21 protein-coding genes are annotated in these 22,388 nt (G+C 64.2%); 10 read left to right on the plus strand and 11 right to left on the minus strand.

Translation table 11 applies throughout. The features are described 5' to 3' along the window. Positions 1-9: 9 nt before the first annotated feature. On the plus strand, positions 10-1,500 hold the full coding sequence (locus VMF11_07725) for a DUF4127 family protein (protein HTU70197.1): 1,491 nt from the start codon (positions 10-12) through the stop codon (positions 1,498-1,500). An 11-nt stretch (positions 1,501-1,511) separates the two neighbouring features. Here the strand turns inward: VMF11_07725 and mce are convergent, their stop codons facing one another. The 5 genes from mce to VMF11_07750 form a co-directional block, all read right to left on the minus strand. After that, positions 1,512-1,913 carry a methylmalonyl-CoA epimerase gene (mce, locus tag VMF11_07730; GenBank protein ID HTU70198.1) on the minus strand — a complete coding sequence of 134 codons (402 nt, stop codon included), beginning with the start codon at positions 1,911-1,913 and terminating at the stop codon, positions 1,512-1,514. Next, positions 1,910-3,487, minus strand: a complete 1,578-nt coding sequence (locus VMF11_07735; protein HTU70199.1) for a methylmalonyl-CoA mutase family protein — start codon at positions 3,485-3,487, stop codon at positions 1,910-1,912. Before VMF11_07735 ends, mce begins: the two co-directional genes overlap by 4 nt. A 90-nt stretch (positions 3,488-3,577) precedes the next feature. After that, positions 3,578-5,386, minus strand: coding sequence for an acetyl-CoA carboxylase biotin carboxylase subunit (locus tag VMF11_07740; GenBank protein ID HTU70200.1), 1,809 nt, complete (start codon positions 5,384-5,386; stop codon positions 3,578-3,580). Then, positions 5,367-5,543, minus strand: coding sequence for a hypothetical protein (locus tag VMF11_07745; GenBank protein HTU70201.1), 177 nt, complete (start codon positions 5,541-5,543; stop codon positions 5,367-5,369). Before VMF11_07745 ends, VMF11_07740 begins: the two co-directional genes overlap by 20 nt. After that, positions 5,540-6,328 carry an enoyl-ACP reductase gene (locus VMF11_07750; protein ID HTU70202.1) on the minus strand — a complete coding sequence of 263 codons (789 nt, stop codon included), beginning with the start codon at positions 6,326-6,328 and terminating at the stop codon, positions 5,540-5,542. The genes VMF11_07745 and VMF11_07750 overlap by 4 nt, the downstream gene beginning before the upstream one ends. A gap of 57 nt (positions 6,329-6,385) precedes the next feature. Here VMF11_07750 and VMF11_07755 point away from each other — a divergent pair, with 57 nt between their 5' ends. Together VMF11_07755 and VMF11_07760 are read left to right on the plus strand one after the other, a co-directional pair. Then, positions 6,386-6,655 (plus strand): YciI family protein, encoded by a 270-nt coding sequence (locus tag VMF11_07755; GenBank protein HTU70203.1) that lies wholly within the window; start codon positions 6,386-6,388, stop codon positions 6,653-6,655. Positions 6,656-6,658: 3 nt separating this feature from the next. Further along, positions 6,659-8,203, plus strand: a complete 1,545-nt coding sequence (locus VMF11_07760) for a glycosyltransferase family 39 protein (protein ID HTU70204.1) — start codon at positions 6,659-6,661, stop codon at positions 8,201-8,203. Here the strand turns inward: VMF11_07760 and VMF11_07765 are convergent. Genes VMF11_07765 through VMF11_07775 form a run of 3 tightly spaced genes read right to left on the minus strand, consistent with a single transcriptional unit; the run spans position 8,200 to position 12,037 of the window. Beyond that, complete coding sequence (locus VMF11_07765) at positions 8,200-8,874, minus strand: hypothetical protein (protein HTU70205.1); 675 nt, start codon at positions 8,872-8,874, stop codon at positions 8,200-8,202. The two genes, VMF11_07760 and VMF11_07765, sit on opposite strands and share 4 nt — an antisense overlap. Positions 8,875-8,892: 18 nt before the next feature. Next, positions 8,893-10,446: an acyl-CoA carboxylase subunit beta gene (locus VMF11_07770; protein ID HTU70206.1), complete on the minus strand. Its 1,554-nt coding sequence runs from the start codon at positions 10,444-10,446 to the stop codon at positions 8,893-8,895. 49 nt (positions 10,447-10,495) lie between these two features. Continuing rightward, on the minus strand, positions 10,496-12,037 hold the full coding sequence (locus tag VMF11_07775) for a DHA2 family efflux MFS transporter permease subunit (protein HTU70207.1): 1,542 nt from the start codon (positions 12,035-12,037) through the stop codon (positions 10,496-10,498). A gap of 58 nt (positions 12,038-12,095) precedes the next feature. Between VMF11_07775 and VMF11_07780 the strand changes: the two genes are divergently transcribed. The 3 genes from VMF11_07780 to VMF11_07790 are packed head-to-tail and all read left to right on the plus strand — an operon-like array spanning position 12,096 to position 14,036. Further along, the gene (locus VMF11_07780; GenBank protein HTU70208.1) at positions 12,096-12,686 is read left to right on the plus strand and encodes a TetR/AcrR family transcriptional regulator; all 591 of its coding nucleotides are present in this window, start codon (positions 12,096-12,098) and stop codon (positions 12,684-12,686) included. Next, positions 12,674-13,546, plus strand: coding sequence for an alpha/beta fold hydrolase (locus VMF11_07785; GenBank protein ID HTU70209.1), 873 nt, complete (start codon positions 12,674-12,676; stop codon positions 13,544-13,546). Before VMF11_07780 ends, VMF11_07785 begins: the two co-directional genes overlap by 13 nt. Next, the gene (locus VMF11_07790) at positions 13,524-14,036 is read left to right on the plus strand and encodes a PaaI family thioesterase (protein HTU70210.1); all 513 of its coding nucleotides are present in this window, start codon (positions 13,524-13,526) and stop codon (positions 14,034-14,036) included. The genes VMF11_07785 and VMF11_07790 overlap by 23 nt, the downstream gene beginning before the upstream one ends. Before the next feature lie 4 nt (positions 14,037-14,040). Here the strand turns inward: VMF11_07790 and VMF11_07795 are convergent, their stop codons facing one another. Beyond that, complete coding sequence (locus tag VMF11_07795; protein ID HTU70211.1) at positions 14,041-14,352, minus strand: metal-sulfur cluster assembly factor; 312 nt, start codon at positions 14,350-14,352, stop codon at positions 14,041-14,043. A gap of 232 nt (positions 14,353-14,584) precedes the next feature. On the opposite strand from VMF11_07795, the gene VMF11_07800 reads away from it, so the two are divergent. The 4 genes from VMF11_07800 to VMF11_07815 are packed head-to-tail and all read left to right on the plus strand — an operon-like array spanning position 14,585 to position 21,236. Further along, positions 14,585-17,083: an ATP-dependent Clp protease ATP-binding subunit gene (locus tag VMF11_07800; protein HTU70212.1), complete on the plus strand. Its 2,499-nt coding sequence runs from the start codon at positions 14,585-14,587 to the stop codon at positions 17,081-17,083. After that, positions 17,080-18,060 carry an AAA family ATPase gene (locus VMF11_07805; GenBank protein ID HTU70213.1) on the plus strand — a complete coding sequence of 327 codons (981 nt, stop codon included), beginning with the start codon at positions 17,080-17,082 and terminating at the stop codon, positions 18,058-18,060. Before VMF11_07800 ends, VMF11_07805 begins: the two co-directional genes overlap by 4 nt. Continuing rightward, on the plus strand, positions 18,060-19,055 hold the full coding sequence (locus tag VMF11_07810; protein ID HTU70214.1) for an aldo/keto reductase: 996 nt from the start codon (positions 18,060-18,062) through the stop codon (positions 19,053-19,055). The genes VMF11_07805 and VMF11_07810 overlap by 1 nt, the downstream gene beginning before the upstream one ends. A gap of 42 nt (positions 19,056-19,097) precedes the next feature. Beyond that, on the plus strand, positions 19,098-21,236 hold the full coding sequence (locus VMF11_07815; GenBank protein ID HTU70215.1) for a SulP family inorganic anion transporter: 2,139 nt from the start codon (positions 19,098-19,100) through the stop codon (positions 21,234-21,236). Between the two features lie 6 nt (positions 21,237-21,242). Here VMF11_07815 and VMF11_07820 read toward each other — a convergent pair whose 3' ends face one another. Continuing rightward, positions 21,243-21,695, minus strand: a complete 453-nt coding sequence (locus tag VMF11_07820; protein HTU70216.1) for a MaoC family dehydratase — start codon at positions 21,693-21,695, stop codon at positions 21,243-21,245. Next, positions 21,692-22,387 carry an acireductone synthase gene (gene mtnC, locus VMF11_07825; GenBank protein HTU70217.1) on the minus strand — a complete coding sequence of 232 codons (696 nt, stop codon included), beginning with the start codon at positions 22,385-22,387 and terminating at the stop codon, positions 21,692-21,694. The genes VMF11_07820 and mtnC overlap by 4 nt, the downstream gene beginning before the upstream one ends. Between the last annotated feature and the right edge of the window lies 1 nt (position 22,388).

Consider the following 22,388-nt stretch of genomic DNA (forward strand, 5'->3'; position numbering starts at 1 on the left):
CTGCTCGCGATGATCGTCGCGCCGATCGTGTTCGTACCGATGGACGATCGTCCGGTGACGCTGCAGCTTCCGCTCATGCTGGGACCCATTGCGGGCCGTCCCGTCCTGGCACCACCGCGAGCGTTGCTCGGAAACTACTTACAGCCCGGCAAACCCGACGCGATCATCGCCTGGCTCAACGGCACGGCGCCGCGCGGAGGAGCCTACGTGCTCTCGAGCGACATGCTCGCATACGGCGGACTGACGGCCTCGCGGGTTCCGGGTCCAAGCTATCTCGACGCATATCAACGGTTGCGTGAACTCGATGCGTTGCATTCGCGGTATTCCGGCGCATGGATCGGCGTGTTCGGGACGATCATGCGTTTGGCTCCGACCGGAGTACCCGCCTGGACACCGTACTTCGCGCCCTATCCGGCCTGGGCGTACCTGCAGCAATACGCCAATCTTCACGACCCGCTCGAACCGTCGGAAGAGGCCGAAGCGGCGCATCTGCGCGAGCTGATCGGCGCACCGCTACTCGAGGCGTATCTGCAGACGCGCGCCCGTGATTACGGCGTCGATCATCTATTGATCGACAAAGCCAAGGCCGGTGCGATCGATCGCCTCGTGCTTGGCCAAGACGATGCCAAACCGTACGGGCTGCACGTTCCGGAAGTCGATGCGCTGCAGCGGTATTTGGCGAGCGCCGATCTCGGTTCGCGCGCCTCGATCGAACCGGGCGCCGATGAACTTGGGATGTCGCTGGTGGCGCACGCGCTTGCGCGCGCCGCGCACTGGACGCCGCACATCGCCGTGCGGTACTCGACGCCGCTGGGCGCGCAATATCAGGACCCGCTCGAGTTCACGCCGATCGGCGTGACGATCGACGACCTGATCGCACTCTGCGGCGGCGTGCGCGACGATGCTGCCCCGCAGATCGTCCTCTACGTGCATCTGCCGAACACCGGCCCCGCGCTCGATGACGCGTTCATGGCGGCGATGCGCGGCGATCTCGATGATGGACGTTCGGTCGCCGTGGTCGATCTCTCGTTCGAAGGAAGCTATGCGCAGCAGCAGGCCTTTGCTCAAGCGCTCTTGAGCTCGGGTTTGGCGCGCCGTCTCGATGCGTACGCGGCCTGGAATACCGACGCCAATAGCACGGGAACCGCACTGGCCGAAGCGATCGCGGCCGGAGCCGGGCGGCGCTTACACAGCTACGACGCGCTTGCGCACGAAACGTTCACGTTTATGCGCTTCGTCGACGACGTCGACTTTCACGACGCCGTGCGGCCCGACCTCAACGATTGGCTCGCGGCACAGGGCGTGACCGATCACTCGCTGCTCGCTCCCGCGATCGCCGCACCGACCGCGCAGCGCGACCGCGCACTACTCTGGAACGACGCGGAAGCAACGCTCGCGCAACTCTATCCGAACTTGCACATCACCGCGATCGCGATCACCCTTCCTTGGGATCGCACCTTCGAGACCGGTCTCGACGTTCGGCTGGCGCCCAATCTCTGACGTCGACTCGGCTACGTGTGGTCGCGCTGGCAGAGCTCGATCAGCACGCCGCCGGTCGACTTGGGATGAAGGAAGGCGATCAGATTCCCGTGCGCGCCCTTGCGCGGATGCTCGTCGATCAAACGCACGCCCTTGGCCTTATAGTCGGCCAACGCCGTAACGAGATCGTCGACGCGGTAGGCGGTGTGGTGGAGCCTCGTCTCCGCTTCGCCGCGAAAGCGCGCGATCGGCGAATTCGGGTCGAGCGGACGCAGGAGTTCGATCGCTGAGTCGCCGGCTTGCAAACCCACCGCTTCGACACCTTGGTCCGCGATCGTCTCGCGGTAGATCGGTGCGAAGCCAAGTGTTTGCACGTAGAGCTCGAGCGCGGCATCGAGGTCTTTGACGACGATCGCGATGTGATCGATGTTCACGCGACGACCTCTTTGGCGCGATAGACGCCGAAGACGTCGCGCAAGACGTTGCAGATCTCGCCCAGTGTTGCGCCGGCATCGACCGCTTCGATGAAGGGCGGAATCAGATTCTCGCCGCTGCCGGCGGCAGACCGCACCTCGGCCAGCCTTGCTTCGAGCCGCGCCCGATCGCGCGCTGCACGGAAGGCCTGGAGCCGCGCGATCTGTTCGCGTTCGATCGCATCATCGATCCGTTGCAGTGGAATCGACGCGCTGCTCTCGCTCTCCCCGAACGCATTGACGCCGACGACGATGCTCGTTCCGCGCTCGATCGCCTGCTGCGCCTCGTAGGCGGAGTCGGCGATGCGGGATTGCATCCACCCGCTTTCGATCGCGGCGATGCTCCCGCCCAGATCGTCGACTTCTTTGATCAGCGCGCGCGCCCGCTCGATCAGCTCGTTGGTCAGCGTTTCCACGTAGTACGATCCGGCCATCGGGTCGACCACGTCGGCAACGCCGGATTCGTAACCGATGATCTGCTGGGTTCGCAGTGCGACCTTAGCGCTCTCCGCCGTCGGCAGTGCGAGTGCTTCGTCTTTGCCGTTGGTGTGCAGCGACTGTGTTCCGCCGAGCACGGCAGCCAGCGCCTGCAGCGTGACGCGCACGACGTTGTTATCCGGTTCTTGCGCGGTGAGCGTCGACCCGCCGGTCTGGGTGTGGAAACGCAGCATCTGCGAGCGCGGATCGGTGCAACCGAATTCGTCGCGCGTGATGTGCGCCCACAGATAACGAGCAGCGCGGAATTTGGCGATCTCTTCGAAGAAGTCGTTGTGCGCGTTCCAGAAAAAGGAGATGCGCGGCGCGACCAGGTCGAGATCGATCCCGGCCGCGCGCGCGGCTCTCAGATACGCCTTGGCATTGGAGAGGGTGAAGGCGATCTCTTCGACCGCGGTCGATCCGGCCTCGCGAATATGATAGCCCGAGATCGAGATCGTATTCCACTGCGGAACCTCGCGCGCACAGTAGGCCATCACGTCGGTGACCAATCGCATCGAGGGGCCGGGCGGGTAGATGTAGGTTCCGCGCGCGACGTATTCTTTGAGCACGTCGTTTTGAATCGTGCCGCCGAGCTCGTCGAACGAAATGCCCCGCCGGCGCGCAACTGCGAGGAGCATCGCAAGCAGAATCGAAGCCGGCGCGTTGATCGTCATCGAAACGGTGACGCTCTCGAGCGGAATGCCGTCGAAGAGCGTTTCCATGTCGGCGATCGAGTCGATCGCGACGCCGACCTTTCCCACCTCGCCGCGGGCGAGCGGCGCGTCGGAATCGTGGCCGAGCTGAGTGGGCAGGTCGAATGCGACCGAGAGTCCGGTCGTCCCATGCGCAAGCAGATAGCGGTAGCGCGCGTTCGATTCGGCGGCGGTTGCAAAGCCGGCGTATTGCCGCATCGTCCAGAGCCGACCGCGGTACATGTCGGCGCGGATACCGCGCGCAAACGGAAAGTCGCCGGGCTCCCCCAGCTCGTGAGCTTTGCCTTCGATACGATCGTAGCGAGGTTCCAGGGGAATGCCGCTGGCGTTGAACTTGCGTGCCATACAGACAGCTTTCGTCGCCCGCCGCGGTGCCTCATCCGCTCGGCGCTCGGTCAGAACCTAGCTGAGATAACCGACGGGACCTGATCGTCTCTACTCGACCGTCACGAGCGGTGCGCGCGACTCGATCGTCGCGCCCGCCGCCGCGTGAACGGCGCTGACCGTGCCGCTCTTGTGCGCGCGGATCTCGTTCATCATCTTCATCGCCTCGACGATCGCCACGACCTGACCTTCGGCAATCGAGTCCCCGGCACAGACCTTCATCTCGACGACGACGCCGTGCATCGGCGAAACGACGTCGTTTCCGCTCGCTGCGCCGCGCTGTTTCTTCCCGGTCGATCGCGGCGCCAGCCGCTGCGCGCCATTTTTTGTGGGCAATGAACCACGCTGCGGCAAATCGAAAACGCGAACTCGATACAGTTTGTCGTTGACCTGCACCCGTAGGTCTTGCGGCGGCGAAGGTTCAGCGCCCCCTCCGTAGCCGAGCGCGAGTTCGATGGTCCCTCCTCCGGCTCGCTGAGTCTTGTTACGCTCGCCTGCGGAGGAACCATCGAACAATTTCGCGGCGAAAGATTCGAGTGTCGCGGTACCGTACGAAGCGTCGCGAACGCTCGGCTCATCGCACAATGCGCGCAGCAGCGGCAGCGTCGTCGGCACGCCTTCGATCGCATACTCGTCGATTGCGCGGGCGAGACGTGCAATCGCCTGCGCGCGCGTCGGCGCCCAGACCACGAGTTTGGCGATCATCGAGTCGTAGTCGGGTGAGATCGTGTAGCCCGGATAGGCAGCGGAGTCGACGCGCACGCCGAGCCCGCCCGGTTCGTGATAGGCGGTGACCGTGCCGGGGGCCGGGCGAAAGTTGTCGGCGGGATCCTCGGCGTTGACTCGGCCTTCGATCGCGGCGCCGTGGAAGGTGACCTCGTCTTCAGTGAAGCCGAGTTCGTCGCCGGCGGCGACGCGAATCTGCTCGCGAATCAAGTCGAGGCCGGAGATCATCTCGGTGACGGTGTGCTCGACTTGTATGCGCGTGTTCATCTCCAGGAAGAAGAAGTCGTCGCCTTTGACCAGACACTCGATCGTGCCGACCGAGTCGTAGCCGATCGCTTGCGCGGCGCGCACGCCGGCTTCGCGCATCGCGCGGCGCACTTTGAGCGGAATCTGCGCGGGTGCCTCTTCCCAGAGCTTTTGGTGACGCCGCTGTAGCGAGCAGTCGCGCTCGCCGACGTGCAGCACGTTGCCGTGCTTGTCGGCGAGAATCTGCAGCTCGACGTGTTTGGGATTCTCGAGATAGCGCTCGGCGTAGATCGTGCCGTTCTTGAAGTACGATTCGGCCTCGCGCCTCGCGGTGGTGAAGGCGGATTCGATCTCGTCGAGCGTGCGCGCGACCTTGAGCCCCTTGCCGCCGCCGCCGCCCGAGGCTTTGAGCGCGAGGGGTAACCCGTAGGCGAGCGCGGCTTCACGCGCGCCGGCCACGTCCGCGATCGCTTCGGTTCCGCCGGGAACGAACGGCACGCCGGCCTTGGCCATCGCTTGCCGCGCGCGCAGCTTGTCGCCCATCGCGTCGATCGCATCGGGATGCGGGCCGATCCAGGTCAATCCGGCGGCGATGATGCGCCGCGCGAACGCCGCGTTTTCGGCGAGGAAGCCATATCCCGGATGAATCGCTTGCGCACCCGCGCGTCTGGCCGTCTCGAGAATCGCGTCGATGTTGAGATAGCTCGCGGACGGCGCAGCGGGGCCGATAAGGTAGGCTTCGTCGGCCATCCGCACGTGTATCGCGTCGCGATCGGCCTCGGAGTAGACGGCGACGGTCGCGATCGACATCTCGCGCGCCGTGCGGATGATGCGCACCGCGATCTCGCCGCGGTTGGCGATGAGGATTTTAGCGAAGGGCGCGGACATCTTCGATCTCGAGTTCGGGATTGCGATCGGCGAGCTTCCAGCGCGATCCTTCGCGTCCTTCGAGGCTCGCTTGCGCTCGCGCCTCAGGATGACGTCGATCCGCGATCAACATAGCCAGCGCAGCAGCGATGGCCGCGAGCTCGTCGTCGCTGATCACGAGCCGAAGTCGGGTGGGTACATGCCGACCGCGTGGTATCCGGCGTCGACGAAGTGCACGTCGGCGGTGACAGCCGCGGCGAGGTCGGACGCGAGGTACACAGCGGTGTTGCCGACGTCTTCGGCGGTCACGTTGCGGCGCAGCGGCGCGACCTGCGGTACGACGTCGAGCATTTTCGTTGCGCCCGCGACTTGCCGCATGCTCGCGGTCTTGATCGGACCGGCCGAGATCGCGTTCACGCGAATGCCGCGCCCGCCGAGATCGTAGGCCAAATAACGTACCGATGATTCGAGCGCCGCTTTCGCGATGCCCATGAGATTGTAGTTCGGCACGATCTGCGTAGCGCCGAGATAGGTCATCGCGACGATCGACGCGTTGTCATTGAAGTCCTCACGCAATGCGGAAACGAGCGCGATCAACGAGTAGGCCGAGACGTCGAGTGAGAGCGCGAAGCCCTTGCGCGAGGTGTCATAGACCGTGCCGCGCAGATCGTCCTTGTCGGCAAAGGCGATTGAATGGACCAGCGCATCGAGTGCACCGAAATGCTGCCCCACCCGGTCGCGCATTGCTTCCAGCGACGCGTCGCTGGAGACGTCGCATTCGATGACCGGACCACCACCCAGTTCCGCGGCGAGCTTCGCAACCTCGTCGCGCACCCGCTCGCCCTGATAGGTGAACGCGAGCTGTGCGCCGTGTTCGTGCATCTTGCGCGCGATGCCGGTCGCGATCGACCAGCGGTTGGCAACGCCGGTTACCAGGGCGCGCTTTCCTTCGAGCAGTTTCACGTGGGGTTAGATACCAGCGCAAGGGCCCTCGTCCTCTCGCGCGAATCGGAAAGCCTCATGTTCGTACTGATTTCGCGCTACCTCAAACCCCTCGACGAGGTGGATCGCTGGGTGCCCGAGCATCGGGCCTTTCTCGAACGCCATTTCGAGGCGCATCACCTGTTGACGTCAGGTCCGCAGAATCCCCGGACCGGCGGCATCATCGTGACGCACGATATGACGCGCGAGCAGGTCGACGCGATGCTGGCTGAAGATCCCTTCGTGCGGGAAGGCATCTCCGAGTATCAGATCATCGAATTCAACCGGACACGTCCGATCAATCCGTAGCGCATGAGCAGGGGTGCGCGCTGGGCCGCCGGCATCGTTGCGGCGGTGGTGGCGATCGTTCATTTGGCGACGGCCGGAGCGTACCACCTCTTCGCCAACGAACTCTACTTCATCGTCTGCGGCCGCCATCCGGCCTTCGGCTACGTCGACCAGCCGCCGCTCGTGCCGCTCCTCGCGGCGCTCATGCAGATCGGCGGCGTGAACGTCTGGCTCGAGCGTCTTCCCGGCGTCCTCGCTACGATCGCGCTGGTCCCCTTGACCGTCGCCTTCGCGCAATTGCTCGGTGCCAGTACGCGCGGGGCATGGCTTGCCGCGGTTGCCGTCGCGAGCGCGACGCTCGTCACCGCCATGTCGGGGACGCTCGGTACCTCGACCTTCGAGCCTCTCGGGTTCACCGCGGTTGCCTACTTGATCGCGCGCGCGCTGCGTCGCGATGAGCCGCATCTATATTGGTGGGCCGGCCTCGTCGGAGGCCTTACCTTCGAAACACGGTACGGGATCCTCATGTGGGGTGCCGGCATCGCGATCGGCCTGTTGCTCTGCGGTCCACGTTCGGTGTTCCGGTCGCGCGATCTCTGGATCGGCGCTGCAATTGCCGCGGCGATCGCACTGCCCAATGTGATCTGGCAAGCCGCGCACGGCTTTCCGTTTCTGGAGTTGGTGCGCAACGACAACTCGGGCAACTTCACCGGCGGCCCGATCGGCTTTACGCTCGGGCAGATCTTTCTGTTGAACGTCGTGCTCGCGCCGCTCTGGATCACCGGCATCATCGCGCCGTTCGTTCAAGGTCGCCTTGCACCGTTTCGTTTTCTCGCCGTCACCTTCGTCGTGACGGGCGCGCTGATCGTGATCACGCACGGCAAGGCGTATTATTATGCGGGCGCCTATCCGACGATCTTTGCGCTCGGTGCGGCTGCCTGCACGATGGTGCCGCGCGCGCTGGTCGCGCTCTGGGCCGTTCTCGCGGCTGCGAATGCTACGCTCGCGCTCCCGTACGTGCTCCCCGTCATGCCCGTCGCGCGCTTCAAGGCGATGCTCGATCGCAGCACGTTCAAGCCGCCGCCGATGGAGCGCGCCGGCATTGGCGCGCCGCTGATGCAGGTCTACTCCGGCGAGTTCGGCTGGCGCGAACTGGCCCGGATCGTCAGCGACGTGTATGCCTCGCTGCCGGAGGGCGATCGCGTCAGGGCGGCGATCTACGCACCGACCTACGCCGACGCGAGCGCGATCGACATCTACGGCACGAACCTGCCGCCCGCGATCAGTGGCAACAACCAATATTACCTGTGGGGTCCGCGCGGGTACGACGGTTCGGTCGTCATCGCGGTCAATGCCGATCCGGCCTATTGGGCCGGGATCTGCGCCTCGGCGCGCGTCATCGCGCACACGGAAGAGTCTCCCTACGCAATGCCCTATGAAGTGAACCAGCCGATCGTGCTCTGCCGCGGCATGCACCCGCCGCTGCCGCAGCAATGGGCGAATTTCAAACACTACGGTATCGAGAATCCGGGCGTCGGTGCTCCATCATGGGAGCATCGGCGAGCTTAAGCATTCGGCGCCAACGACGTCTGCAGCAGCGTGAAGCGCTGCTCTTGGATGGCGTGAATCGCCCATACGCCTGCCGGTACGAGCATCGCGTTCGGCACCAGGTGGCGGGTGAGATCGTCGTACACGGTGTCCTCCGGTTTATCGACCGTTCGCGCGAACATCGCGGCGAAGCCGTGCGCGGCATTGTTGCAGATAAAGAAGTACGCGCCGGCGTCGGCGATGAGCGCGCTGATCGAGGCGTCGTTTTTTCCGCCCTGGCGACGTAGGCACGGGTTGCCGGTCCCGCCGTCGCTGCGCACGGAGGCAATCTGCTTCCCTAGCCTGTTTGCCAGGTTCTTTTGCTCGAACGGAATGACGTAGCGATTCCAGATCCAATCGTCGAAACCCAACAGAATCGCAGGGCCGTGATAGAGCACCGCGACCGGAAAGACGTCGCCGGACGCAACGCCGACGTCGTGATATGCGCTCAGCGTGTTGCGCATTGCGCCGAAAACCTCGCCGCCGTCAATCTCGACCGAGGCGAAGAGATGTTTGTGCGACTGCGCTCCATCGAGCAGTTCGGTAAACGCCGTTAGATCGAAATCGAGCTTCGCGCCTTTGGCCCCGGCCGCGACCGGTATCGCCGCGGCGGCTAACGTGCCGGCGATGAGAAAATCCTTACGCGAGGTCATGCGTGCTCCTTGACGGGTTTACAGTGGGATGTTGCCGTGTTTGCGTTTGGGGCGCTCGACCCGTTTGTTTTCGAGCATTTCGAGCGCGGTCGCGATCACTCCGCGCGTGCGATGCGCTTCGATCACGTCATCAACGTAGCCGCGCTGTGCCGCGATGTATGGATTCGCGAAGCGCTCGGTATATTCGTCGATCAGCTCTTTGGTCTTTGCGCTCTTGTCCTTGGCGGCGGCGATCTCGCGCCGGTTGATCACCTTGACCGCCCCCTCTGCGCCCATCACCGCGATCTCGGCGGTCGGCCACGCGAGATTGACGTCCGCTCGAATGTGTTTGGAGGCCATGACGTCGTACGCACCGCCGTAGGCTTTGCGGGTGATGACCGTGATCTTCGGGACGGTTGCCTCGGCGAAGGCGTAGAGCAGTTTGGCGCCGTGGAGGATGATGCCGCCGTATTCTTGGTCGGCGCCGGGTAAGAAGCCGGGAACGTCGACGAAGGTCAGCAACGGAATGTTGAACGCGTCGCAAAAGCGCACGAACCGCGCGGCCTTGATCGACGACTTGATGTCGAGCACGCCGGCGAGCACGCTCGGTTGATTGGCGACCACGCCGACGCTGCGGCCGGCGATCCGGCCGAAACCGCACAGGATGTTCTGCGCGTAGAGCGGCTGGATCTCGAAGAAGTCGCCGTAATCGAGAATCCCTGCGATCACCGCATGCATGTCGTACGGTTTGTTCGGCGCGTCGGGCACGATGTCGTCGAGCTGCATATTTTCGCGTTGTGGATCGTCGTCGGAGGCGAAGTGCGGCGGATCTTCGAGATTGTTCTGCGGAATATACGAGAGCAGCGTCTTGGTCTGCAGCGCGAGGTCGTCCTCGTCGGAGGCAACCACGTGGGCCACGCCGCTGCGCGTCGCGTGCGTCATCGCGCCGCCGAGCTCTTCGAAGGTGACGTCCTCGCCGGTCACGGTCTTGATGATCTCCGGTCCGGTAATGAACATCTGCGAAATCTTCTCGGTCATGATGATGAAGTCGGTGATCGCCGGCGAGTAGACGGCGCCGCCCGCACACGGGCCGGCGATCAAGCTGAGTTGCGGCACCACGCCGCTGGCTTGCACGTTCCGCCAGAAAATCTCGGCATAGCCGCCGAGCGAGACGACGCCCTCCTGAATGCGCGCACCGCCGGAGTCGTTGATGCCGATCATCGGCGAGCCGGTGCGCACCGCCAGATCCATCACTTTGCAGATCTTCTCGGCGAAGGCTTCGCCGAGCGATCCGCCCAGGACCGTGAAGTCTTGCGAGAAGAGAAAGACTTGCCGCCCGTCGATCGTTGCGCGACCGGTCACGACGCCGTCGCCGAGAAATTCCTTTTCGTCCATGCCGAACGCGCTCGTGCGATGGACGACGAATTGATCGAGTTCGGTAAACGAACCCGGATCGACGAGCGCGGCGATGCGTTCGTGCGCGGTGCGCTTTCCGCGCTGGTGCTGTTTCTCGATTGCCTCCGTTCCCGCCGGAGCCTGGGCCAGCTCGCGCTTCGCGGCGAGCTCACGATAGCGTTCCTCGTGCGTCCTCACCGAATCGGACTTGCACGAGAAATGAGGTTGCCCCTGGCGGTGGCTCGGATCATTCCGCGCCGATGGCCACCGGCGCGGGAGCGCCGTGAGCGACCCGCGCGGGACGCAGCAAGAGCACGAGCGGGGTGAGAATGAACGTCACGACGCCGAGGAAGTAGAATGCATCCGCGAATGCCATCGTATTCGCTTGCTGCGCCACCAGCGCGGCCACGCTGGTGAGCGGCGCATGCGCCTGGAGAGCGTGCTGAACGGCGGGACTTGAAAGCGTGATCTGCGCCGCCAGGTGATCCTGATGAAACGCACCGCGCCGGTCGAGCAGCGTCACCAACACTGCGGTCGAAACCGAACCGCCGAGTTGCTGGCACAGATTCAGCAGCGCCGTGGCCTTTTGCGTCTCGATCCCGTGGACCGAGGTCAGGACGGTAACCGCAAGCGGAACGAAGATCAAACCGAAGCCGATGCCGCCGAGAACCAGCGGAAAGATGAACGTCTCGAAGACGCTGTTCGTGGTCAGGACTTTCGCCGTGTCGATGTTGGCGATGCCGACGATGATGAAGCCGACCGCGAGGAGCACTTGCGCGGGGATCTTCAACCGGTTCAGAAGGCCGAGCGTGATGAAGGTCATGACCATGATCCCGAGCGCGCGGCACAAGATCGAGAGGCCCGAGAGCGTTGCGGTGAAGTTCAGGAGCAACTGCTGGAATTGCGGTGCGAGAATGATCCCGCCGAAGAGCGAGAATGCCAGCGCCATCCCGAGCAGACAGCCGGCGGCAACCGTTCGATTGCGGATCAGGATGCCGATGTCGACGATCGGGTTTTTCACGACCCGCAGCTCCCAGTAGATAAAGGCCGCGAGCGAGGAGACGGAAAGCGCGGCGGTCAGGAGGATGTTCGTGTCGCTGAACCAGTCGTACCGTTCGCCCTCGTCGAGCACGTATTGCAGACAACCCAACCCCGTCGCCATGAGGGCGAGCCCGACCCCGTCGACCGACGGGCGTCCGTGGCGCGGCGGATCGCGCAGCAGCATCGCGCAGAGAACACCGGAGATGACTCCCGGGACGATGTTGACGTAGAAGATCCAATTCCAGGAAAGCGAGTCGGTCAGCACGCCGCCGAGCGTCGGTCCGATCGACGGACCGACCACCGCACCGATCGAGGTGAGCGCTTGACTCAAGCCGAGTTGCCGGGCGGGAAACGTGTCACGCATGATCGCTTGGCCGGTGGCGATCAATCCGCCGCCGCACAGACCTTGCAGGACGCGAAAGAAGATGAGCGAGCTCAGCGTCGTCGCGGTCCCGCACAGTCCCGAGGTGATCGTGAAGCCGACGATCGCGCCGACGTAGTAATTGCGCCGGCCGAAGACCTGCTGCAGCCAGGGCGTGAGCGGGATGACGATCACCGCCGCGATGATGTACCCGGTGACGATCCAGGCGCCGTCGTCGAAGTTTGCGCCGAGGTTGCCCTGAATCGTCGGGAGTGCGACGTTGACGATGGTGGCGTCCAGCACTTGCAGGAGTGTCGCCGACATCACGCCGACGACGATGAGCCACCGCCGCGCGCCGAACTCGACCAGCTCCTCGTGTGACTGCATGCCGTTCGTGCAACGCCCTCAAGGATGTCAAAGGTTACAGACCGAACGGTCTGTTTTTATGAGGGGTTCGAAACGGCGGGCCGCGATCCTCGCGTCGGCCGCCCCGATCTTCAACCGGCGCGGGTTCGCGGGCACGTCGATCGCCGACATTCTCGAAGCGACCGAGTTGGAGAAGGGCGGCCTCTACAACCATTTCGCGAGCAAGGAAGAACTTGCGGTGGAAGCGTTCGACTATGCTTACGCGCAAGTCGACGCGTACTTCACCAAAGCGTTGCTCGCCGTCGCGCCGGGACTGGCACGGATCCGCGCGTACATCGACGCGTTCGAGCGGTATTGCGAGCGGCCGGTTATCGACGGCGGCTGTCCGGTGATGAACGTGTGCATCGAAGCCGACGACGCGCTGCCGTTCCTGCGCGAACGCGTTGCTGACGCCTTTCAGGTGATGCGCGCGCTCGTGCATCGGAACTTGCGGCGCGCCGTTTCCACCGGCGAGTTGCGCGCGACGATGGATCTCGAGCAAGCGACGGATTTCGTCGTCGCCTCACTCGAGGGGGCCGTCTTACTCGTCCGAGGGTTGCGTTCGCGCGCGCATTCGCGCAACGTGTGCGGCGCGTTGCGCGCTTGGCTCGACGAGCAATGTGCGACCTAACCATTCCCGCGCTCGACGGCGCCGCACTGCGCGCCACGCTGTTCGAGCCGCAGGAGGCGCGCGCCGCGGTGATAATCAGCGGCGCGACGGCTGTGCCGCGCGGTTACTACGGCGGCTTGGCAGCCTATCTCGCGACGCTGGGCGCGGCGGTTGTTACCTATGACTACCGCGGATCGGGCGAGCCGCCGTCCGTGTTGCGCCGCTCGAGAGCGCGCATGCGCGATTGGGGGGAACTCGACGCGCCCGGCGTCATCGCGTGGATGCGCGAACGCTACCCGCTTGCGCGGCTGCATCTGGTCGGACATTCGTACGGCGGTCACGCACTCTTGCTCGCGCCGAACAATCACGAGATCGCGCGTGCCGTCACGATTGCTTCCGGTTTGGGCTATTGGGGATACGTGACGCCGCGCGAGCGCTATCGCGTCTACCTGCTGATGCGATTCGTTACGCCGCTGGCGGTCGCGATTTGCGGCTATTCACCCGGATCGCGGATGGGTTTCGGCGAGGACCTGGCGCCCGGCGTGGCGCGCGAATGGAGCCGCTGGGTCATGAATCCAAGGTATTTCCTCGACGATCCGACGCTGACGTCGTTACGCAACGGCGCGAACTATCACGGCTCGCTGCTCATGTTGGCGCCGAGCGATGACGCGTGGATCACGCGTGCGGCGATCGAGGGATTGGCGGCGGTGTTTACCGGTACGCAGCCGGAGATCCGCGAGATCGATCCGCCCGCCTACGGCGTGAAAGCGATCGGACACATGGGATTTTTCCGCTCCGCCAATGCGGCGGCGTGGCGGATCGTCAGCGACGCACTCTCTTTGGAGGAAGATCATGCAAGTGGCGCACGAGCGCACGTTTAACTGGACCGATTTTCGCGAAGTAGCGCGCGGCATGGCAGGGCGCCCGCATTTGGAATGGATGCAGGCGATGATCGCCGGCGAAATTCCGCCGCCGCCGCTTGGCAGCGCCTTCGAGTTCGCCTTCGAAACGGCGGAACCGGGGCGCGTCACTTTTTCGGTTGCAGCCCATGAGTGGGCCGCCAACCCCGCCGGGGTGGTGCACGGCGGATTTATCTCGACGCTGCTCGATACGGTGCTGACGCTTTGCGTGCAGACGAAGCTCCCGCAAGATCGGTTGGCAACGACGACCGATTTGCACGTGCGCTTCGTACGGCCGGCCACGCCGAACGGCCAGCGCCTGCGCGCGGAAGCGACCGCGGTCCATATCGGCTCGACGATGGCCACCGCCGAAGGCCGCGTTTACGATGCGGCCGGGAAGATGGTCGCGCATGGGACGACAGCCCTCGCGATCATTGCTTTTCCCGGTGCGAGCGACGCGGGCAGGCGCTAGTGCCCTACCAAATCCCCAGCATCGCTTTGACGTCGTCCGACGCCATGGTCGCCGGATCCCAGGGCGGCGAGAAGGTAATATCGATGGTCGCTCCCTTGACCCCCTCGACCGCAAGGACGTGGTCCTCGACCGACTTCTTGAACATCGGACCGACCGGGCACATCGGCGAGGTTAGCGTCATGACGACGCTCACGTACTCCCCGGCGTCCCCTTCCACGCTTACGTCGTAAACCAAGCCAAGCTCCAGGATCCCCAAGTTCAGCTCGGGGTCCTTCACGTCGGCCAGGGCGGTACGGATTTGATCGGTCGTCGGCATACTTCTCATCTTAATACAGGACGGTCCGCTCGGCCTACGGCCGACCGCGCATCCGGCGCTGCGGACCTCCAGCCGCATCCTGCGGCTCGGCCGAGGCCCGGAGCGATGCGGGGGCGTACCGCCCGATACAAAAGAGTAAAGGGCGTCACGAAACCCGTCGTCGATGGGTAGCGTTAGAGTAAAATACTTGCGCGGGGCGCAAGGCCCGATTTCCCGGAGGAAAAGCCAAGCAATGTCAATGTGGGAACCGTTCACCGAGCGCGCGAGACGCAGCATCGTGCTGGCTCAAGAAGAAGCGCAGCGCTTGGGGAACAACTACATCGGTACCGAGCACATCCTGCTCGGTATCATCTCGGAAGGCGAAAGCCTGGCCGCAAAAGTTCTCGAGTCGCTTGGCGTCAATCTGGCCAAGGTGCGGCAAGAGGTGGAAGCCATCGTCGGGCGCGGCGGTCAAACCGTGCAGCAAGAGATGGTCTTCACGCCGCGCGCGAAGCGCGTGATCGAACTTGCCTTCGAAGAGGCGCGCCAGCTCAACCACAACTACATCGGCACGGAGCATCTGTTGCTCGGCCTGATCCGCGAGGGCGAGGGCGTGGCCGCGCGGGTGCTGACCAACCTTGGCGTCGACCCGGCCAAAGTGCGCGTGCAAACCACATCGCTGCTCGGCGCCGAAGGCCAGCCGCCCGCGCCCAAGGGCAAGAGCAAGACGCCGACGCTCGATGCGTACGGCCGCGATCTCACGCAGCTCGCGCGCGAGAACAAACTCGATCCCGTGATCGGACGAAACAACGAGATCGAGCGCGTGATTCAAATTCTCTCGCGGCGCACCAAGAACAATCCGGCGTTGATCGGCGAACCGGGCGTCGGTAAGACCGCGATCGCCGAAGGTCTGGCACAGCGCGTCATCAAGGGCGATATTCCCGAGCCGCTGCGCGAGCGGCGCGTGATCACGCTCGATCTGGCGGGACTCGTTGCCGGAACGAAGTACCGCGGTGAATTCGAAGAGCGGATGAAGCGCGTCATGGACGAAATCCGCGGCGCGGCGGGCGAGATCATCCTGTTCATCGACGAGTTGCACACGCTGGTGGGCGCCGGCGCAGCCGAGGGCGCGATCGATGCAAGCAACATCATCAAACCTGCGCTCGCGCGCGGCGAACTGCAGTGCATCGGCGCGACCACGCTCAACGAATTTCGCAAGCACATCGAGAAGGACTCGGCGCTCGAGCGGCGCTTCCAGCCGGTCATGGTCGGCGAGCCGTCGGTCGAAGAGACGGTCGAGATCCTGATGGGCCTGCGCGATCGTTACGAAGCCCATCACAAGGTGCAAATCACCGACCAGGCGTTGGCAGCGGCGGCAAAGCTTTCGGACCGCTACATCACCGATCGCTTCCTGCCCGACAAGGCCGTCGACCTGATCGACGAAGCCAGCTCGCGCGTGCGCCTGCAGGCCACGTTGCCGCCGGCGGAGATTCGCGAGGTCGACGCGCAACTGCGCCGCGTGATCGCCGAGAAAGAATCGGTCGTCAAGAACCAGGAGTTCGAGAAGGCTGCTTCGATTCGCGATCGCGAGGAGAAGCTGCGGCTGGAGAAGTCGCGCCTCGAGGGCGAGTGGCAAGAGAAGAAAGCGCAGAACGCCGATAAGCCCTTGCGCGTCACCGAGGAAAACGTCGCCGAGATCGTCTCGTCGTGGACCAAGATTCCGGTCAGCCGTCTCGCCCAAGCCGAGACCGAAAAACTGCTCAACATGGGCGCGAAGCTGCACGAGCGCATCGTCGGTCAGGACGAAGGAATCAACGTGATCACGCGAGCGATCCGGCGCTCCCGCGCGGGGTTGAAAAACCCGAATCGTCCGATCGGCTCGTTTCTCTTTCTCGGCCCGACCGGCGTCGGCAAAACCGAGGTCGCGCGAAGCCTGGCCGAGTTCATGTTCGACGACGAAGAGTCGATGATCCGCATCGACATGTCGGAGTACATGGAGAAGTATTCGGTCTCGCGCCTGGTCGGCGCACCTCCGGGATACGTCGGCTATGAGGAAGGCGGCCAGCTCACCGAAGCGGTGCGCCGCCGTCCGTACTCGGTCGTGCTGCTCGATGAAATCGAAAAGGCGCACCCCGACGTCTTCAACCTGCTGCTGCAAGTGCTCGACGACGGCCGCCTGACCGATTCTCAAGGGCGCCAGGTCGATTTCAAAAACACCGTGATCATCATGACCTCGAACGTCGGTGCGGCAGGAATGCAAACGACGACCGACATCGGGTTCCGGCCGCAAAAAGGCAGCGAGGACGACGAGACCAAGGGCTACGAACGGATGAAGAACAAGGTGCTCGAGGAGGTCAAGCACACCTTCCGGCCCGAGTTCCTCAATCGCGTCGACGAGGTCGTCGTCTTCCATCAGCTCAGCAAAGCGCAGATCGAAGAGATCGTCGGACTCGAACTGGAGAAAGTGCTGCGCGAGGTTCGCGCGCAAGACATGCATCTCAAGGTTACCGACGCGGCGAAGACGTTGCTCGCGAAGAAGGGCTGGGACCCGCAGTTCGGCGCGCGTCCGCTGCGTCGCGCGATTCAACGCAACGTCGAGGATGAGCTGGCCGAGGAGATGCTCAAGGGAACCTTCGTCGCCGGCGATCACGTGCTGGCCGATGTCGATTCCGACGATCCCGAGAAGTTGAAGTTCTCGAAGATTCCGTCGATCGAACTCCCGGCGGAACCGAGCGAACCCGCCCACGCATGACGACCGGCCTCGCGGCCGGCAAGTTCGACCCGCCGCACCGCGGGCACGCCCTGTTGATCGACACGGCGCGCGCGCGGTGCGATCGTTTGATCGTGCTGGTCGTGGACTACGCACGGCAGACGGTGCCGGCGGCGCTGCGCGCCCACTGGCTGCGCGAGATCCATCCCGGCGCCGACGTGCGAGTTATTCCCGACGATCCCGCGATCTCGGCCGAACAGACCGATGAAGAGGCGCAGTGGATTCGTGCGTTCCTCGGTAACGAGGCGATCGACGTCTTCTTCAGCTCGGAGCATTACGGCGAGGCGCTCGCACGTGCGCTGGGAGCAAGCCACTACATGGTCGACCGCGAGCGCGCGATGGTGCCCGTCACCGGGACGATGGTCCGCCGCGATCCGGTTGCGATGCTCGACTGGCTCGAACCGTGCGTGCGCGCGTACTATGTGCCGCGGGTGGGGGTCGTCGGTTCGGAGTCGACCGGGAAGAGCTGGCTCTGCGAGCGGCTTGCCGCGCACTACGGCACGGTTTGGGTTGCCGAATACGGACGTGAATACACGCTGGAGAAGGCGCGCTCGGGAAAGCTCGGCCGATGGGTCGACGACGAATTCGTCCATATCGCGTTCGAGCAGCAGCGGCGCGAGGACGAAGCCGCCCGGCGTGCCAATCGCGTACTGTTGTGCGATACCGACGCGCTAGCGTCGAAGATATGGTTCGAACGCTACATGGAGCGCGAACCCACGCGCTGGCCGCTCGATCCTACGCGCATCGCGCTCTATCTGCTCACGTATCCGGACGTGCCCTTCGTCGCCGACGAGATCCGTGATGGCGAGCACAAACGCTACTGGATGTACGAACGATTCATCGAGATGCTCACGCAACTAGGTCATCGTTTCACCGTGTTGCGGGGAACGTATGACGAGCGCGATCGCCAAGCCGTCGAAGCGATCGACGCACTGCTCGAACACGAGGTGAAGCCGTGATGATCCAACGACGCTTGGGAGCGACCGGACCGCTGGTCGGCGCGATTGGTCTGGGATGCATGGGCATGTCGGACGTCTACGGTCCGAGCGACCGCGCGGAGAGTTTGGCCACGATCGCGCGCGCGCTCGAGCACGGCGTCAATCTGCTCGACACCGGCGACTTCTACGGCATGGGACACAACGAGATGCTGATCGCGCAAGCGCTGCGCGGACGCCGACGCGAGGACGTCGTGATCAGCGTCAAATTCGGTGCGCAGCGTGGACCCGACGGAGCCTGGCTCGGTTACGACGCTCGGCCGCAAGCGGTCAAGACCGCGCTCGCGTACTCGCTGCGTCGCCTCGAGACTGATTACATCGATATCTATCGTCCCGCGCGCGTCGATCCGAACGTGCCGATCGAGGAGACCGTCGGCGCGATCGCCGAGATGGTCGAACGCGGCTACGTTCGTCACGTTGGGCTCTCCGAAGCCGGCGCCGATACGCTGCGCCGCGCGAGCGCGGTGCACGTGATCTGCGATCTGCAGATCGAATACGCCGTGGTGACGCGCGGCATCGAGGCACGTATCTTGCCCGCCGCTCGCGAGCTTGGAATCGGCATCACCGCGTACGGGGTGCTCTCACGCGGATTGATCAGCGGTCATTGGAACGCGGATCGCGCGCTCCCGGCGAACGATTTTCGCGCCTACAGCCCGCGCTTCGCCGGCGAGAATCTCGGCCGCAACCTGCAGCTGGTGCAGCGGCTGGCGGTGCTTGCGGCAGAGCGCGGCATCACGCCGGCGCAGCTTGCGATCGCATGGGTGCTGGCGCGCGGAGAGGACATCGTGCCGCTGGTCGGCGCGCGCCGGGTCGAACGGCTGGAAGAATCGCTCGCCGCGCTCGAGGTGGAGCTCACGGCTGACGACCTGCGCGCGATCGCGGAGGCAATTCCGGCTGACGCGGTTGCCGGCGAGCGTTACGCCGGCGCGCAAATGGCGATGCTCGACTCGGAGAAGTAGGCAAGCAAGATTCATAATCGTGCTCTCGAAAGGATCAGCGAGTTGCAAACTCGTCTGACGATCGAGCGCGGGCTTCATGCTCTGGTCGCTGTTGCTCTCGCGCTCGCGTACGCGCTGTCTTTCGCGGCGCTGATCTTCTCCGGTGACCTGCGCGCCGGGCTTGGATACGGTGTCTTTTCCGCGTTGGCTGCAGTCGCTGTCGGCGGCCTCGTCATTGCGTTCTTCAGCGAATTTCCGATTGCCATGGCGGGGCCGGATAACAATCCGACCGCGGTGTTGATCCTCGTCGCGTCGGCGCTCGCCGTCGTCGCTCCGGCGAAACGCGTGCCGACGATGCTCACGATCATCGCGCTTGCGACGCTGGTGACCGGGCTGGTCTTGATCGTGCTCGGCTCGACGCGAACCTCCCGGGTCATCCGCTTCATCCCCGAGCCGATGGTCGGCGGATTCAATGCGGCATCGGGCGTGCTGGTATTGCTCGGTTCCCTCCGCGTGCTCACCGGACATCCTTTAGGGCTTGCTGCCGCGCGAGGGCTATTTGAAGAGCCGGTGCCGGCGCAGTTTGGGTTTGCCGTCGCGCTCGCAATCCTGCTCGTGCTCCTGTCACGACGCTTCGGCGCGGTCGCAATCCCTATGACGTTTCTCGCCGCGATCGTTGCGGCGCTAGCCGCTATCCCGATACTGCACCTTTCGCTGGTGCAGTTGCGCGGTGCCGGGTGGTTCTTCAGCATGCCCGCGACGGCGGCGCCGTTTTACGGTTGGTCGGTGCATGCGCCGATCGACCTTCACGCCACGCTGACGAGCGTTCCGGCGATGTTCGTGATCGCGATCGTCTCGGCGGCAACGCTGTTATTCAATGAAACGGGACTCGAACTGCTCACCGGAAAAGATGTCGATCTCGATCGCGAGCTGCGTGTTACGGGATGGGCGAACGTGGCAGCATCGCTGCTCGGCGGGATGGTCGCGTACGTTTCATTTGCGCGCACGTCGATGAATCACGCGCTCGGTGTGCGCGATCGCTCGATCGGCGTGGTCGTAGCCGTGGTCGCGATCGCGGCCATGATCGTGGGCCCGTGGCGATTGATTGAGTTCCTGCCGGTTTTCGCACCGGCAGCGCTATTGATGGCGCTGGGCGGCGGTGTTGCGTACCGGTGGCTCATACAGAAGCGCGGCGCCCGATCGACCGGGGATCACCTGACGTTGTGGGCGATCGTGATCGTCATCGTCTGGCTCGGCTTCATTCCGGGCATCATCGTCGGGCTCGCCATCGGCTGCATCACCTTCGCGGTACGATATGGGCGCGTCGATGCCGTGCAGCACCGCTGGTCGGGAGCGGTTATCCGCTCGAGCCTGCAGCGATCGCAGCGCGAATCCGAAGTGCTCGCGCTGCACGGCGATCGCATCCGGATTTTTCGTCTGCGCGGCTTCGTGTTCTTCGGCACCGCCGATCGTCTCTATCGAGAGTTGCTCGAGTGCGCGCGTGCGTCCGACGGCGCCGTCTGGATCGTTGCCGATTTCGGCGGCGTAACCGGCATCGATTCGTCCGCAGTGGCGGCGTTCATCAAGCTCGCTCGCAATGTCGATGCGGATCGCGTGCGGTTCATGGTTTGCTCGATGGGGCCGCAAGTCGCTCTCCGTTGGAACGCGTCATTTGAAAGCCATGTCGGCCCGCCCGACTTCGCCGACCTCGATCTCGCACTAGAATTCTGCGAGGCGCAATTGCTGCACATCTTCGGTGCGCACCTGGAGGAGGCGGCCGGCTTGGAATCGTGGCTTACCACCCGGTACGGCTCGTCGCTCGCGAAACTGATCGGCGATCGGGTCGAGCGCATTGAATTGTCGACCGGTGACGTGCTCTGCGCGCAGGGCGAGAGCTCCGACCGCATGTTCTTCGTCCATTCAGGACGGCTTGCCGTGCTCATCGACGATTGCCGCATCCGCATACGCAGCCTCGGGACGCAAACGACGCTCGGAGAGATGGGCCTCTATCGGAACATGCCGCGCGACGCCACCGTCGTGGCCGAGACTGCCACGGTCGTCTATGCGCTCGGGCGCGAGGGTCTGCATGGAATCGAAACCGCCGATCCGACGGCGGCAATGGCTTTCCATGCGGCAATCGTGCGCCTGCTCGCCGACCGTATCGATCACCAAAACGAGGTGATCGCCTCGATGACGGCGTGAGCGCCGCTAGTCGCGCATCGGGGCGACCGCGTTTGCGATGTAGGTCATTACCACGACGTCGTCTTGATTGATCGTTTCATTCCGAAATCGGATGATGCCGCGGCGTTTTCCGCCGGGCCAGGGTGCTTTTTCGATCACCTCGCTGCGGACGTGCAGTTCGTCGCCCGGAGCGACCGGAAAGGTCCAGCGCAGCTCGTCGATACCGGTTCCGATAATCGGGCTCTCCTGGCCCTTGCGCGCGTCGACCAGCAGGCGCATCGAGATTGCCGCGGTTTGCCAGCCGCTGATCACGAGCTTCTTGAAAAAGCTCGATTCGGCCGCTTTGGCGTCGAGATGAAAGGACTGCGGATCGTAGGCGCGCGCGAATGCGAGCCCCTCCTCCTCGCTGATGCGATAGCGCCCGGTCTCGCGAACGTCGCCGACCTCAAAATCTTCGTAGTAGCGTTTGGCGTCGCTCATGTCGTCAACTCGACGCGTTCGAATGAAGCGGTGCTCGGATGAGCGGTCGTGGGAACCGTTTCGTCTTCGGGCCGGGCGAGCTGCACGGTTTGTACGCCGGCCGCGCGGGCGGCGTCGAGTTCGGCGACGTTGTCGGAGAAGAAGATCACCTCGCTCGGCGCAACACCGATCTCGTTCACGATGCGTTCGTACGACCGCGCTTCGCGCTTGCCGCCGATCGTCGTGTCGTAAAATCCGGAAAAGAGCGCAAGCAAGTCGCCGGCGACGCTGTGCCCGAAGAGCAGTTTCTGCGCCGCGACGGATCCCGAGGAGTAGATGTAGAGTGATGCGCCGGCATCGTGGAAGCGGCGCAGGGCATCGATCGCGTCGGGATAGAGGTGGCCGCGCAATCCGCTCGATTCAAAGCCTTCCACCCAGATCAACCCTTGCAGCTGCTTGAGCGGCGTAACTTTGACGTCGCGGTCCGACCAATCGTGGAGTGCCCGCAGCAGCGCGGGAAGATCGCCGCGCTCCACGCCGGTCTCGCGCGCGGTTTGGTCGAGGATCTCGCGCACCGCCGGATCGGATTCGTGCTCGCGGACGTACGCGTCGATGCGTGCCGACGCATACGGAAAGAGTACGTCGCGCACGAACGCGATCGAGCCGACCGTTCCTTCGATATCGATCAGCGCGACTCGAGCGCGGAAGCGCATT

The organism is Candidatus Baltobacteraceae bacterium, assembly GCA_035502855.1.
Classification (GTDB): Bacteria; Vulcanimicrobiota; Vulcanimicrobiia; order Vulcanimicrobiales; family Vulcanimicrobiaceae; genus Aquilonibacter.